The organism is Izhakiella australiensis, from assembly GCF_002006995.1.
Lineage (GTDB): Bacteria > Pseudomonadota > Gammaproteobacteria > Enterobacterales > Enterobacteriaceae > Izhakiella > Izhakiella australiensis.
Map to the genome: position 1 here is coordinate 571,733 of NZ_MRUL01000001.1, position 14,719 is coordinate 586,451.

At 52.2% G+C, this 14,719-nt stretch carries 14 protein-coding genes; 5 read left to right on the forward strand and 9 right to left on the reverse strand.

Annotation, left to right across the window (positions count from 1 at the left end):
* The first annotated feature begins 5 nt into the window (after positions 1 to 5).
* The 5 genes from hyi (at position 6) to glxK (ending at position 6,231) form a co-directional block, all read left to right on the forward strand.
* Positions 6 to 782 carry a hydroxypyruvate isomerase gene (gene hyi, locus BTJ39_RS02550; RefSeq protein ID WP_078001082.1) on the forward strand — a complete coding sequence of 259 codons (777 nt, stop codon included), beginning with the start codon at positions 6 to 8 and terminating at the stop codon, positions 780 to 782.
* A gap of 98 nt (positions 783 to 880) precedes the next feature.
* Positions 881 to 1,759, forward strand: coding sequence for a 2-hydroxy-3-oxopropionate reductase (glxR, locus tag BTJ39_RS02555; RefSeq protein ID WP_078001083.1), 879 nt, complete (start codon positions 881 to 883; stop codon positions 1,757 to 1,759).
* 347 nt (positions 1,760 to 2,106) lie between these two features.
* Positions 2,107 to 3,570, forward strand: a complete 1,464-nt coding sequence (locus BTJ39_RS02560; RefSeq protein ID WP_078001084.1) for an allantoin transporter — start codon at positions 2,107 to 2,109, stop codon at positions 3,568 to 3,570.
* A 70-nt stretch (positions 3,571 to 3,640) separates the two neighbouring features.
* On the forward strand, positions 3,641 to 5,005 hold the full coding sequence (gene allB, locus BTJ39_RS02565) for an allantoinase AllB (RefSeq protein WP_078001085.1): 1,365 nt from the start codon (positions 3,641 to 3,643) through the stop codon (positions 5,003 to 5,005).
* A gap of 80 nt (positions 5,006 to 5,085) precedes the next feature.
* On the forward strand, positions 5,086 to 6,231 hold the full coding sequence (gene glxK, locus BTJ39_RS02570; RefSeq protein WP_078001250.1) for a glycerate 3-kinase: 1,146 nt from the start codon (positions 5,086 to 5,088) through the stop codon (positions 6,229 to 6,231).
* 97 nt (positions 6,232 to 6,328) lie between these two features.
* Here glxK and allE read toward each other — a convergent pair whose 3' ends face one another.
* The 9 genes from allE to BTJ39_RS02615 all read right to left on the reverse strand — a co-directional run bounded on the left by allE (position 6,329) and on the right by BTJ39_RS02615 (position 14,321).
* Positions 6,329 to 7,114, reverse strand: coding sequence for a (S)-ureidoglycine aminohydrolase (gene allE, locus BTJ39_RS02575; RefSeq protein WP_078001086.1), 786 nt, complete (start codon positions 7,112 to 7,114; stop codon positions 6,329 to 6,331).
* Between the two features lie 10 nt (positions 7,115 to 7,124).
* A complete protein-coding gene (gene allC / locus BTJ39_RS02580) occupies positions 7,125 to 8,360 on the reverse strand; it encodes an allantoate deiminase (RefSeq protein ID WP_078001087.1) in 1,236 nt (411 codons plus the stop codon).
* Positions 8,361 to 8,845: 485 nt separating this feature from the next.
* Entirely contained in the window at positions 8,846 to 9,649 is an 804-nt protein-coding gene (locus tag BTJ39_RS02585) for an ABC transporter ATP-binding protein (protein WP_241825852.1), read from the reverse strand.
* Complete coding sequence (locus tag BTJ39_RS02590; RefSeq protein WP_078001089.1) at positions 9,646 to 10,677, reverse strand: FecCD family ABC transporter permease; 1,032 nt, start codon at positions 10,675 to 10,677, stop codon at positions 9,646 to 9,648. Before BTJ39_RS02590 ends, BTJ39_RS02585 begins: the two co-directional genes overlap by 4 nt.
* The gene (locus BTJ39_RS02595) at positions 10,674 to 11,711 is read right to left on the reverse strand and encodes an ABC transporter substrate-binding protein (RefSeq protein WP_078001090.1); all 1,038 of its coding nucleotides are present in this window, start codon (positions 11,709 to 11,711) and stop codon (positions 10,674 to 10,676) included. The genes BTJ39_RS02590 and BTJ39_RS02595 overlap by 4 nt, the downstream gene beginning before the upstream one ends.
* Positions 11,712 to 11,953: 242 nt before the next feature.
* A complete protein-coding gene (locus BTJ39_RS02600) occupies positions 11,954 to 12,697 on the reverse strand; it encodes a metallophosphoesterase (RefSeq protein WP_078001091.1) in 744 nt (247 codons plus the stop codon).
* Complete coding sequence (locus tag BTJ39_RS24485; protein WP_139356297.1) at positions 12,694 to 12,993, reverse strand: 7-cyano-7-deazaguanine/7-aminomethyl-7-deazaguanine transporter; 300 nt, start codon at positions 12,991 to 12,993, stop codon at positions 12,694 to 12,696. Before BTJ39_RS24485 ends, BTJ39_RS02600 begins: the two co-directional genes overlap by 4 nt.
* Positions 12,994 to 13,179: 186 nt before the next feature.
* Positions 13,180 to 13,662 carry a hypothetical protein gene (locus BTJ39_RS02610; protein WP_078001093.1) on the reverse strand — a complete coding sequence of 161 codons (483 nt, stop codon included), beginning with the start codon at positions 13,660 to 13,662 and terminating at the stop codon, positions 13,180 to 13,182.
* A 14-nt stretch (positions 13,663 to 13,676) separates the two neighbouring features.
* On the reverse strand, positions 13,677 to 14,321 hold the full coding sequence (locus BTJ39_RS02615) for a helix-turn-helix domain-containing protein (RefSeq protein WP_241825853.1): 645 nt from the start codon (positions 14,319 to 14,321) through the stop codon (positions 13,677 to 13,679).
* Between the last annotated feature and the right edge of the window lie 398 nt (positions 14,322 to 14,719).

Sequence of the window (14,719 nt, forward strand, 5' to 3'; positions counted from 1 at the left end):
GATTTATGTTGCGCTTTTCAGCCAATCTTTCGATGTTGTTTCAGGAATATGATTTCCTCGATCGCTTTGACAAGGCAGCAGCCAGCGGCTTTCGCGGCGTGGAATTTATGTTCCCCTATGACTATGAGGCGCAGGTTTTAAAACAAAAAATCAGCGCCAGCGGTGTTGAACACACGCTGCACAATTTACCCGCCGGCGACTGGGCTGCCGGCGAGCGCGGCGTTGCCTGTATTCCCGGCCGTGAACCAGAGTTCCGCCAGGGCGTCAGCGAGGCGGTGCGCTATGCAAAAGTACTGGGCAACCGCAAAATTAACTGCCTGGTGGGGAAAACGCCTGACGGATTCAGCGCGCAGCAGATCCATTCAACCCTGGTGGAAAACCTGCGTTATGCGGCGCGTGAGCTGGCAAAAGAGAACATTTTGCTGCTGATCGAGCCGCTGAATACCTTTGATATGCCCGGCTTCCATCTTTGCGGCACCCAGCAGGCGCTGGCGCTGATCAAAGAGGTTGGCAGTGATAATCTGAAAATTCAGTATGATATTTATCACATGCAGCGTATGGAAGGCGAACTGACGCACACCATGCAAACTTATGCCAGCAGCATCGGCCATTTGCAGGTTGCGGATAATCCAAAGCGTGGTGAACCCGGCAGCGGCGAAATTAATTATGACTTCCTGTTTAAGATTATTGAACAGTCAAATTATGACGGCTGGGTAGGCTGCGAATATAAGCCGCTGGCTACCACCGAAGCGGGTTTGCAATGGCTTAATCGCTATCGTTAATTTTTAAACATTATTGGGCAATATTTTTATTCCGCCTCGCGGGAGAGAGAGGTATTGCCCAAAATCCGTCAGCGCGTAGCTGATAAATGAGGAACATTATGAAACTTGGATTTATTGGTCTTGGCATCATGGGCGCCCCAATGGCGCAGCGTCTGGCTGAGGCCGGGCATGACTTACTCGTTACTTCTAACAGCGCGGTGCCGTCAGCGTTGCTTTCTCTCGGAGCAAAATCGTTTGAAACCGCGCAGCAGGTGACCGAACAGTCCGAAATTATTTTTATTATGGTGCCGGACACGCCTCACGTTGAAGACGTGCTGTTTGGCGAGAACGGCTGTGCGAAGGCGCAGTTAAAGGGCAAAACCATCGTCGATATGAGCTCCATTTCGCCTATCGAGACGAAAGTCTTCGCCAGACAAATTCAGGCCAGCGGTGCGGCCTATCTGGATGCGCCGGTCTCCGGCGGTGAAATTGGCGCCCGCGAAGGCACCTTGTCCATTATGGTTGGCGGCGATGAAGGCGTATTTGGCCGGGTCAAACCGTTGTTCGACATTCTGGGTAAAAATATCACCCTGGTGGGCGGCAATGGTGACGGCCAGACCTGCAAGGTAGCAAACCAGATTATCGTGGCGCTGAATATCGAAGCCGTATCGGAAGCGCTGCTGTTTGCCTCTAAAGCCGGGGCCGATCCGGCTCGGGTACGTCAGGCGCTGATGGGCGGCTTTGCCTCGTCGCGCATTCTGGAAGTTCATGCCGAACGTATGCTGAAGCGTACGTTTAACCCCGGTTTTAAGATAGCCCTGCATCAGAAAGATTTAAATCTTGCTCTGCAAAGCGCCAGAGCTCTGGCTGTTAGCCTGCCTAACACCGCTAACTGCCAGCAGCTGTTCAATAGTTGCAGCGCAGACGGCGGCAGCGAACTGGATCATTCCGCTCTGATTCAGGCGCTGGAAAAAATGGCAAACCATAGTATTGGCTAATTAAAAAATAGTTGAATACTTCGCAACGATTTTTATTACGCTGTTATTGTGCTTTATATGAAGTTGGCAATATCCGCACAAAGTCGGCAGTAATGTTAATTTATCAGCGTGTTATTTTTATGGTGAAATTGACTTGCTGCTGGCATTTATAACCAAACGGGACGAAAAAAATCAGTTGTGTGATTACTTACCGACTGATTGTTATGGATGTTTTTGACTTTTATTCCGCATAAAGGAATTACGCGATTTATATAATTAAATAAAAACAATATAAATTAAAACAATGTTAATTGTTCCTCATGGCTAAATCTGTAGAAACGTAATCCGATACGTGTGAAGAGGGGTTTATGGAACAACATAGAACGTTATATCGTCAACGCGGTTATAGTGAAGATCTATTACCAAAGGAAGAGTCTCAGAGGAACTGGAAAACTTTTAATTACTTCACGTTATGGATGGGATCGGTACATAATGTTCCTAATTATGTCATGGTCGGCGGCTTTTTTATTCTTGGACTGTCAAGCTTAAGTATTCTGATGGCCATTATAATGAGCGCTTTTGTTATCGCGCTGGTGATGATATTAAACGGCGCGGCGGGCAGTAAATATGGCGTACCGTTTTCCATGCTGCTACGTGCTTCTTATGGCGTGCGTGGCGCGTTGTTGCCCGGCTTATTGAGAGGCGGCATCGCCGCTATCATGTGGTTTGGTTTACAATGCTATGCCGGATCGCTGGCGTTCCTGATACTGTTGGGAAAAATATGGCCAGCCTTTCTGACGCTGGGCGGTGATTTTAAACTGTTAGGCCTTTCGCTTCCGGGGTTAATTGCTTTTATCATCTTTTGGATGTTAAACGTTTCTATCGGGTTAGGCGGCGGAAAAGTTTTAAATAAGTTTACTGCTATTCTGAATCCCTGCATTTATATCGTTTTTGGCGGTATGGCTGTCTGGGCGATTTCACTGGTTGGGATCGGGCCGATCCTTGATTATATTCCGAAAGGCGTCGACAAAGCGCAGCACAGCGGCTTTTTTTTCCTGGTGGTGATGAATGCCGTCGTGGCGGTGTGGGCCGCACCGGCGGTAAGCGCCTCTGATTTTACGCAAAATTCGCATTCGTTTCGCGGGCTGGCACTGGGGCAAACCCTGGGATTACTGGTGGCTTATGCGCTGTTTGCCGTGGCCGGCGTTTGTATTATCGCCGGCGCCAGTATCCATTATGGCGCTGATACCTGGAACGTTCTGGATATAGTACAAAAGTGGGACAGCATGTTCGCCGCCTTTTTCGCTATCCTGGTGATTCTGATGACCACTATCTCAACCAACGCCACCGGGAATATCATCCCGGCGGGCTATCAGATCGTGGCGCTGGCGCCCAGTAAGCTTAATTACAAGAGCGGCGTCTTAATTGCCAGCATTATTAGCGTATTAATTTGCCCCTGGAAACTGATGGAGAATCAGAACAGCATCTATCTTTTCCTGGATATTATCGGCGGAATATTAGGGCCAGTCATTGGGGTAATGATGGCGCACTATTTTATCGTGCTGCGCTGCCAGATTAATCTCGATGAACTTTATACCGAAATGCACAGTAAGAAACGTTGCGATAATGCATTTAATCCAACTGCATTCTCCGTCACTCTGGTTGCCGTTATTGTTTCTCTGTGCGGCCATTTGATTCCACAACTCGAACCGCTATCCCGCCTATCCTGGTTCGTCGGGGTCATTTTTGCCTTTTCCGCTTACGCGCTGCTGAAAAGAAAAAGTCCGCTACAAAGTTCGGCCAGATCCAGTGCGACCAATCGAAGTTATTAACCCTACATCAGGATGTTTTATCTCAAGGATGAGGATGAAGAAACTCTGTACTCACTCCAGGAGAATTAACATGTCATACGATCTGATTATCAAAAATGGCACCGTCATTTTAGAAGATGAAGCCCGGGTTATCGATATTGCGGTTAACGCAGGGAAAATTGCCGCAATAGGCGAAAATTTGGGGGACGCGCGTAAGGTTATGGATGCCAACGGTTTGATTATTGCTCCGGGAATGGTGGATTCGCACACCCATATTTCCGAGCCGGGTCGTACCCACTGGGAGGGATACGCCACTGCCACGCGCGCAGCGGCGAAAGGCGGCATTACCACCATGGTTGAAATGCCGCTCAACCAGCTACCGGCTACGGTCGATCGCAAAACGGTGGAGCTGAAGTTCGATGCGGCTAAAGGCAAACTTTCCGTCGATGTTGGCATGTACGGCGGTCTGGTGCCTTATAACCTCGACCGGTTGCATGAACTGGATGAAGCGGGCGTTATCGGCTTTAAGTGTTTTGTTGCAACCTGCGGCGATCGCGGCATCGACAATGATTTTCGCGAAGTCAATGACTGGCAGTTTTACGCCGGCGCCGAACAGCTGGCGGAGATGGGTCATACTTTACTGGTTCACTGCGAGAACGCGCTTATTTGCGATGGCCTGGGGGATAAAGCCCGCCAGCAAGGGCGGCTAACCGCCCATGATTACGTGGCGTCCCGGCCGGTATTTACCGAAGTTGAAGCCATCCGGCGGGTGATTTATCTGGCGAAAGTGGCGGGTTGCCGTTTGCATATCTGCCACGTCAGCAGCCCGGAAGGGGTTGATGAAGTGACTCGCGCCCGCCGTGAAGGCCAGGCGGTTACCTGCGAATCCTGCCCGCATTACTTCCTGATGGATACCGACCGCTTTGCTGAAATCGGGACTCTGGCGAAATGTTCGCCGCCGATCCGCGATGCGAAAAATCAGCAAGGCCTGTGGGATAAGCTGTTTAACGGTGAAATCGATTGTATCGTCTCTGACCACTCGCCCTGTCCACCGGAAATGAAAGAGGGTGACATCATGCAGGCGTGGGGAGGCATTGCCGGCCTGCAAAGCAGCATGGATATGATGTTCGACGCTGCGGTGCAAAAACGCGGTATGCCGCTGGCGCAGTTTGCCAGGCTGATGTCGACCAACGCGGCGGATATCTTCGGCTTAACCCATAAAGGGCGGATCGCGCCGGGGAAAGACGCCGACCTGGTGTTTATTCAGCCTGATAGCAGCTACGTGCTGCAGGCGGAGGATCTGGAGTATCGCCATAAAGTCAGCCCTTACGTTGGCTGGACCGTCGGCGCGCGCATTGCCAGAACCATTCTGCGTGGCGAAGTGATTTATGACCTTGAGCAAGGCTTTGCACCGGCGCCGACCGGCAGGTTTATTCTCAAGAATCAGCAGCAGTAATTCTCCCTTGCGCCCGTTAGCCAACGGGCGTTTTTTATTGTCTGAAGGTATAGCAAATTATGATTAAACAAGGCGCGACAATGAAAATCGTTATTGCCCCGGACTCCTTTAAAGAAAGCCTGAGCGCCGATAAGTGTGCCCGGACGATTAAAGCGGGATTCCTGTCGGTCTTTCCGCAGGCGGAATGCTTGTGCCTGCCGGTTGCCGACGGTGGGGAAGGCACCGTCGAGGCGCTGGTTGCCGCCACCGGTGGAACGCTAATTCATCAGCAGGTGATCGGGCCTTCAGGTAAGCCGGTAGCGGCATTTTACGGGCGCAGCGGCGATGGAAAGACTGCATTTATTGAAATGGCTGCCGCCAGCGGCTTGATGCTGGTGGCGGACGCTGAACGCAATCCGCTGCTTACCACCAGTTATGGCACGGGCGAGCTGATCGGCCATGCGCTTGATGCCGGTATCCGCCATATTATTTTGGGGATAGGCGGAAGCGCGACGGTTGACGGCGGCATGGGCATGGCGCAGGCCTTAGGCGCCCGCTTCGTCGATGATGAAGGTCGCAGCCTCGGCTTTGGCGGTGGCGGGTTGACGCGGCTGGCAAAAATCGATCTCTCCGGGCTGGATACGCGCCTTGCTGATTGCCTGATTGAGGTAGCCTGCGACGTCGATAACCCGCTGACCGGGCCGCGCGGCGCGGCGGCGGTTTTTGCGCCGCAGAAAGGTGCCGATGCAGAAATGGTCGGCGTGCTGGAGCAGGGGTTGCAAAACTACGCCCGGGTGGTGCATATGTGTACCGGACAGGATATTGACCAGCTGGCCGGCAGCGGCGCGGCAGGCGGCATGGGCGCAGCAGCGCGGATATTTCTCCATGCCACGCTGAAGCCGGGCATCGAAATTGTTATTACGGCATTGCGGCTGGAAGAGGCTTTGCAGGGAGCCGATCTGGTGATCACCGGCGAAGGCCGAATGGATGCGCAAACCAGCGGTGGCAAAGCGCCGTTAGGGGTTGCCCGCATGGCTAAAAAGCACCAGGTTGCGGTGATCGGCATTGCCGGCGTATTGGGGGATGGGGTTGAGGACCTGCATCAGCATGGCTTCGACGCGCTGTTCAGCATCCTGCCGGCGCTGGCTCCGCTACCTGAAGTGCTGGCCAGCGGCGAGCAAAATCTTTACCGCTGCGCGCGGAATATCGCCAGCACCATTAAGCTCAGCCAGGGTTCCGGCGTCTGAGGCAAATAAAAAAAAGCCACGGTTTTCACCGTGGCAAATCCAACATAGCTAAAGGATAACCCGGATTTCAGACGTTCCGGGTTTTCAAGGACACCGTTTAAAGTTCAACGTCGCGGTTGCAGTCTTTTGAATAGATATAGCTGAAGGCCTCGCCGCGACCGACTCCGTAACCTGCCTGCAGGGCATATGCGCCCATAAAAATATAATCGTCTTTTTTGACCGGTACCCAGTGATTATCCAGGTTATACATGCCCTGGCCGGAAAGAATGTAGGCGCCGTGTTCCTGCACGTGGGTTTCGACATACCCGTGGCTGGCGCCCGGTTCGAAGGTCAGGATGTGCATATTGAAATCAAACGCGGGATCTTTGGGCAGGAAGTCGACCAGGGTAACGTCGTCCATACCTTCATAATGAATGTGTTCAAGCTGCCTGGCATTGCCGCTGACGATATGCGGTGTCAGGTTTCCCGCCGGGCTATAGCGGCGTTTATAGAGAAAAACTTTGCTATCGGCGGGCTGGTTGTTCATAAACGTCATTGGCTCATCGGGCGTGGCATAAAGGTAGCCGCCCTGGGCGAGATGAAAGGATTTGCCCGCCGCCTGCGCCGTTACGTTACCTTCGATAACGTAGAGGAAGGTTTCAATACCGTCGCCGCCGAATCCCTGCAGGTTGCCGCCGTTCTGGCGTAGCGTGACCAGATAGTCGACGAAGGACGCACCGATTTTTGGCGTTGATAAGATGGTGACATCGCAGTTTTCAAAACCCGGAACGCTATTCCTGACCAGACCGTCAGGCGTTAAGATGGCGTAGTTGCCGTGGCGTACAATCGAACGGCTGGCCAGTAGATCATCGCGATAGCCAACGACGTTATTCAAATATCCCATTGCTCTTTCCTTATTCAGTCCAGGCGAGTTGATACAACATTAATGCGAGTGTTCTGACGCCCTGCGCCAGATCTTCGGGGTGGGTGCTTTCTGCCGGGTTGTGGCTGATGCCTTTGATGCTTGGTATAAAAATCATGCAGGTCGGCACGTGGGGAGCAAAAATCTGTGCATCGTGCCCGGCGCCGCTGGGCATGTGACGAAAGCTAAGCCCCTGCGTTTCACACAGAGAGGTAAGCTGTTTGACCAGCCGCTTATCCATTGGCGCCGGCGCTTCGTCCATCCACAGATCGATGGCGATGTCGATGTCTGACTCCTGACAGATGCGGCGCATATCGGCTTCCAGCACTTCGCTGAATGCATGCAGTTCAACGGCATCGGTATGGCGACAATCAATGGTGAAAACCGTTTTTCCGGGTACCACGTTGACGGTACCGGGGTGTGGCTCAACTTTGCCGAAGGTCAGCACCAGCGGATCGCCGTGAGCTTTCGCTTTCGCGATGGATTCGCAGCAAATACGGCTGAAGGCATAGAGAGTGTCACGGCGATAATTCATTGGCGTGGTGCCAGCGTGATTGGATTCCCCGTTCAGGGTAACGGTATACCGGCGCTGGCCAACGATAGCCTCAACAACGCCGATCGACTGCTGGTTGGTCTCCAGCACTTTACCCTGCTCAATATGCAGCTCAACGAAGGCTTTGATATCTTCACGCGCCGCCAGCGGCGCAGCTGGCAAGCTGAAACCGCAGGCGTTCATCGCCTCGACAAAACCAATGCCCTGAGCGTCACGAATGGTCGCTACGTCTGCCGGGTTGGCGATACCGACGATATTTTTACTTCCCCAGCAGGCATAGGGAAAGCGGCTGCCTTCTTCTTCGGCCATCGCGACCACTTCCAGCGAGCGCAGCGGCTGCCCGTAGGTCTGCTTTAACCAGCTGATGGCAAGCCAGGCCGCCAGCACGCCGAATTGACCATCGAGGTTGCCACCGTTGACGACGCTGTCGATATGCGAGCCGCTAAGAATAACCTGCTGCGGGAAGCGGCTGCCTTCCAGTCGGCCATAGAGATTACCTACCTGATCGAATCGGGTTTCCAGCCCACTCTGCTCCATGCGCAGTTTTAATGCCTGCTGTGCGGCCAGCCACTCGGTAGAATAAAGTAAACGCGTCAGACCGCCGGTGGGATCGGCGCCAAAAGAAGAAAGCCAGGGTAAGTTTTCTTCTATTGCGCGACGAAAATAATCAATCATCTGTAACTCCTGTTACTGAATTCATTAAGCTAAAGGGGTGGCTCACTTGCCGGTTTATCTGACCTTGCTGGCAACCAGGCAGTTATCACCATCGCCAGTAATGGTTGGCCGCTGTGCTGCGCCTGTACCGGTTATCAGCGTCAATCTGCCTGCAATCATCTCAGTACCCATTTCCCTTTGCCCGACGGTGCAGAAGCTGTAAGGGTTAAAATACTGTGAATATGCTGTGAAATTGTGATCTGTATCCGGAAAGAACCATAGTTAGAATTTATTGTACAATGCACGACTTTTTATTAAGCGTCGGGGGTTAAATAAAGTAAGATTGTTCCTGGTTAATTAACGCGCTGTCTTTATTGAATGGCGGTGAATATTTCAGTGTGATTCTTATCACGTCAAAGATATTAAAAATTTCTCTCTTTGTTGCCGGTTAATAATTAAAAAATGAGACGAGTAAAGTAATAACCTCGACAGCGCTCCCGGCAATGTCAGGCTGCCGGTTCATGCTGGCTGTACAGCGGATGGCGTTGGCTATAATTAAACTGAATGTGCATATTTCCCTCCGCCGCTCCGTTTACCGTAGCGTTGATATTCCATGTCGATTTGATGAGCGCCGGCGTCAGAACGCGCTCTGGCGATCCGCAAGCTTCTACTTTTCCGGTCTTGAGTATTACCAACTGCTGGCAAAAATTAGCGGCCAGGTTGAGGTCGTGCAGCGCGATTATCACCGTTACCGGCAGTTCGCTGATTAACTGCATCAGCTCTAACTGATACTGAATGTCCAGATGGTTTGTTGGTTCATCAAGCAGCAGAATTTCAGGTTTCTGTGCCAGCGCTCTGGCTATCTGGCAGCGCTGGCGTTCGCCGCCGGATAGCTGATGCCAGCTGCGGTCTGCCAGTGCCTGCAAATGGGTCTGCTCAATGGCCTCGTCAACGGCCATCTGGTCCTGCAGGCTCCAGAGGGAAAAGGAACCACGGTGCGGCGTGCGCCCCAGTCGGACGATATCCTCTACGCGCAGGTTGTCCTCGGTTTCCGCGTGCTGGCCGACAAATGCCAGCCGGCGAGCGCGGGCGCGCTGACCTATATTCATCAGCAGCGTATCGTTTAACATCACGCTCTGGCCGCCGCCGGGGAGCAAGCCTGCCAGGCACTTCAGCAGGGTGGATTTTCCCGAGCCGTTCGGACCGAGCAAACCGGTGGTTTGCCTGGCGTCGGATGCAAAGCAGATCTGGTGCAAAATTTGTCGTTTCTGAAGTGCCACGGACAGATTGTTAACCGAAATTTTCATCATTTTTTCCCGCGGGAACGATAAAGAATAAGGCAAAAAACGGGCGCGCCGACCAGTGCGGTGACCACGCCGATTGGTATCACCTGGTGCGTTATCAGCGTGCGCGACAGCAGATCGGCCAGCATCATGAAATGGGCGCCGATAATAAAACAGACCGGAATGGAAACCAGATGGCTGGGGCCGGAGAACATGCGCGTCACGTGGGGAATAACCAGCCCGACAAAGCCTACCGCGCCGATGATGCTGACGATAACCGCGGTTTGCAGCGCGGTCAGCAGCAGCAGGCCAATGCGCACAAACTGCACGCGGGTGCCAAGGGTTGCCGAAATGTCCTCGCCGAAGGTGAGGGTGTCCAGCGAGCGGGCGAAGCTAAGAGCGATCAGCAGGCCGCTTAGCGTAACCGCCAGTGCCAGCAGCGCGTCGGGCCAGCGCACGCCGCTCAGGCTGCCCAGCAGCCAGAACATGACGCTGCGCGACTGCTCGGCATTGGCTGAGATGCTGACAACGCAGGCGGTGAGGGCATTGAACAGCTGGGTACCGGCAATTCCGGCGAGGATGATGCGCGCGGCGCCGTCGCGCATTCCTCTGGCAAGTAGCATAATCAGTGCAAACGCGCCGCAGGCACCGATAAATGCGCCGGCACTGACGCTCAGAAGGCCACCGCCAATGCCCACTAACATCACCAGCACCGCACCGGTGGAGGCGCCGGCGGAGATACCCAGCAGGTAAGGTTCGGCCAGCGCATTGCGCAGCAGGGCCTGCAACACCAATCCGCACAGGGCAAGGCCGCCGCCGCTGCAGGCCGCCATCAGCGCGCGGCTCATGCGATATTGCCAGACGATGCCTTCCTCAACCGGCGGCAGGCGGTAATCTGCCAATCCAAGGCCGTTAGCCAGCGCCATCGCGGCGTGAGCAAAGGGCACCGGCATGTCGCCATTGGCGGCAGCAAGCACCATCATCAGCGGCAGGCCAAGCAGTCCGGGCAGGACGATCGGCCAGCCGTTTCCCGAGTGAGTCACTGCGCCCTTCATGATTTTTCTGCAAAGGCCGCTATCTGCTGGCTGATAAGCTCAATGGCATCGACGTTGCGTAATGACGGATTAAGCGACATGGCAGGCACTATCACAATATGGCCTTTTTTCACCGCCGGCATCTGGCTGGTTACCGGATCGCTGAGGAGAAAACGCTGTTTAGCCGCGACATCGTCCGCCGGGTACAGACGGCGATCCATAGCGGCAATAACGATGATGTCCGGCTGTGAGCGCACGATGTGCTCCCAACTGACCGCCGGCCATTCATCATGGGAGTTGATGATATTTTGCAGCCCCAGGGTTTGGCTTATCCAGCCCGGCGCGCCATCGCTTCCTGCGACCCAGGGATCGCCATTCAGCCGGCTGCTGGAAAACCAGAACATCACTTTAAGCGGCGCTGTATTTTGGTGTTTAACCCGCTTACGTGCGGTTGCAATGCGCCCGGCCAGCGCTTCATTCAGGGCTGCGCCGCGTGCTTCAACGTTAAATATGCGCGCCAGCTCGCTAATTTCCCGCTGAATATAATCGATTGAAAATGGCACCGTCCGGGCGCCATCCGCATTGGAGCTGTTGGCGACCGATTTGCCAATGCAGTCGGCGGGTGAAATCCAGGTTCTGATGCCAAGATCTTCAAACTGCTCTCTGGTGGCGACTTCGCCCTGCGGCCCCAGGTGCCAGCTATATTGCGCGAGAACCAGTTCGGGATTTTGCGCCGCCACCGCTTCAAAGCCCGGGGCGTTGTTGGCCAGCTTCTTCAGCCCTTTGCCGCGCGATTGCAGATCCGGCGGCAGACGGCCGAACCACACGGCGGTGCCAACGATGGTCTTTTCCAGACCTAGCGCCAGCAGCAGCTCGGTTTCGTGCTGGCCGAGGGTGACAACGCGGCGGGGCGGGTGATTGAAGGTTTCCTGATGGCCGCAGTTTTCGAGGGTCAGGGGGTAGTGCGGAGCGCCCTGGGCAGCGTTGATTAACATGGCAAAGCCAAACATTCCCGACAGCAAAGCCGGGCATAGCGATTTTTTGTTGACGGACATCTGGCGAATCTTTCCCTGTTGATATGTTATAACATAACAATATATCCACTAAACGGCGATACGCAAGTTGAGTAACGGGTCCGCGCCCGGCGTCAGTGGACTGTCGCTGTCTGACATTGAATTGCATCCTGCATTCAAGAATAAATCCGGCGGTGCTTTATCCGGTCGCACCGCGCATTATTTTCCGGCAATATTTTTATCCACCCACCTTATAGTCTTCGGGGCTGATAATCCAGCCTGTATTAATACAAGCAGGTAGCGATGGCGATTTCAGGTACGGTATCAATCAGATTAAAACCAAAGCCCGCGCTGGTACTGACTTCGCTGGTTGCCGGCAGCCACTGAAAGCTGACGGCGGGTGCCACCGAAATAATGATTCCGCGATGAGTAAATACCTTTGCCGTATGAGCATGGCCGCAGCCGATTAGCTTCACCGGATATTTGACGCATAGCGCCAGCAGCGCATCACCATTGGTCAGCCGGCACTCATCGACAATCGGCGTACCGACCGCCAGCGGATGGTGGTGCATAAACAACGCGATGTTGTCGTGTTGGCTGGCGGCCAGCTGAGCTTCGAGGCGGGCCAGATTCGTCGCGCTAATCAAGCCATAATCCTCCCCCTCAACGACGGTATCAACGGCGGTAATATACCAGTCGGCCTGCTGGTATTGCTGCGAAACAATCGGCCAGTCCGGGGGGATCTGGTCAAGCGCCGCCTGCAAGTTTTTCGGGATATCATGATTGCCGGCCAGCACCATACAGGGCAGGTTCAGCCCCTGCATACCACGCAGAAATTCACGGTAAATCGCCGTTTCGCCATCATGAGTAATATCACCTGAAACCACCACCAGATCGCAGCGGGTGCGTTGCTGCAGGCGCTTTATTTCGTCTAAGCAGCGATCGAAATGCTGCCACGTATCGTGACCCAGCAGCTTTTGTTGCCGGCCGCTGCTTAAATGGATATCCGTCAGGTGAATAATCCTCATTTCTTTTTGCTCCCTGTAAACAGCGGGTTGTAAGAAATATTCCAGTCGAAAACGTCGACAGACTCCAGCTTTTTCACCTTCTCTGCCAGTGCAATACCCACCGGCAACAGGATAACCGCCATGATCACCTTATATGACCAGGTGGTAATCAAAATCGTGATTAACTCATTAAAGCTATATTTTGATGACAGGCTGATAGGATAGGCCGAAAGCAGGAGCGCGGCCTGGGTCACCATTGAGGCGATAATGTAGCGAATGAAAAAGAACTTTCCAAGAAACACCTTCCCGATAGCCATATACTTCGGTTTGCACGGTGGATATCAGAAAGTAGAAAGAGAATAAAATACCGCTGCAGGTGATCTTCAGGTCATAAAAAGACAGGGTCTTATACACCAGCGTATCGCAGCTGATCATCAGCGTTACGGATAGCGCAAGGAATAGCGAATCGAATCGGTAGCGCTTATTTTCTGCAATATTGTTAATCATTTTATCACCTTCAGGTTTTGTCCTTTAGCTGTGCCGACTTGCTCTGATTTCTTTATCTGCTCAGAAATTTTTCGGCCGTCCTTTAAACCTGTCATATAGGCTATTTTCACCAGGCTCTGCGGGTCAATCTTTTTCACGATGTGATGGTCGGTAAGAAGCTCTTTTCCATCAATATGTCTTCTGGAGTAGCCGTTCTGGATGATAAAGCTGGCATCTCTTTTTTTTTCCGTGATAAGAAATTTTTGCTTCTCCTTTAGCTCCTTTTCTTCAAAACGCATGATATAGATGAGATCGTAAGGGTCGATATTGTAAATGAATTCCGTTTGCAGTATATCTTCGGTCGAGGCTTTTATGCAGGTATGCGAACCTACCTCTTTCAGTATGTATATGCCATCTTTCTTAATGGGTGGGAATTTTTGCAAACTATAGATGTAGCGGTGGTTAAACGCTTTTTTTATTAACTGAAATATCCTTTTCATAGCGGCCTTTTTGCTTATTTTAAGTCCCTGATAGTTTTAATCACAACGCCGGCTATTGCGTAGTTGTTACTTAGCGTCACGTTTCTTGCGCTATCAATGCCTAACAGCGTGAAGTAAATCTCTCTGTCGCCAAAAAAAATCTGTCTGAAAAAAAAGGGAGAGCGATTTAATTTAACTAGCACGATGTCGCTATCGCAATAGTTTGCGCTTCTGGAGACGATTGCCGTGGTGCTGCCATCAAACCACGGTGCTAGCAGGCCATTGCTGAAGGCAACGGCAAAAAGGCTCTCCTGCTGTTCATTTTCAATATTGAGCGTGAAGGTCTCTTTACATCTTATTGCGTCAGAAAGGTAGCCATCCAGCTCGTCGTAGCGCACCAGAGGAATCGCTGAGATGGTTTCCTCACATTCATCAGTTTTCGCAATATCGCCAGCGATAATATCGGTTACCTGAACGCCGAAAATATCAGCAATCGCAGAGAGTGTCGCAATGGTTGGATTACCCACGCCGCGCCGCAGGGTATTGATCGTTGCAATTCCCAGCCCGGTCAGTGCGCTTAGAGTTTGTGGGTCAAGTTTGTTTTTCTTTAACAGAAAATTGATGTTCTGTGCAATGCCAGCCAGTAGTGCATCCGCTTCTTGTGATTTTTTATTATTCACAGGTAGCATTTCATAATCTCGTTTGATATTATTTTGTCGAAAAATTTTGCTATATTTTTCATTGAGTTGAGTAGTCTATAACATAATTACAACATCAGGGGAATTTCATTGCATGTTTTGGTTGTGTTAACCAGATAATTATAAATAGGTTAACATTCGTGTAATGGCTAATAACTTTTAGCGCTTATTATGGTTTGAATATTGTCCTTCATCAGGAACCTTTATAACAATAAAACCCAGCTAATGATAAAAAATCTAACCGGCGTCCCGGCAGGGCGTCGGTTTTTTTATTGCTAACGCTTTCGAAAAATACACCCGGCGACTTGATGCACGAAGCGTAATGCAAGCTTTTCCATAACGTCAGCCTTTTCCGGAAAAATTTCATGGCATGATGACGC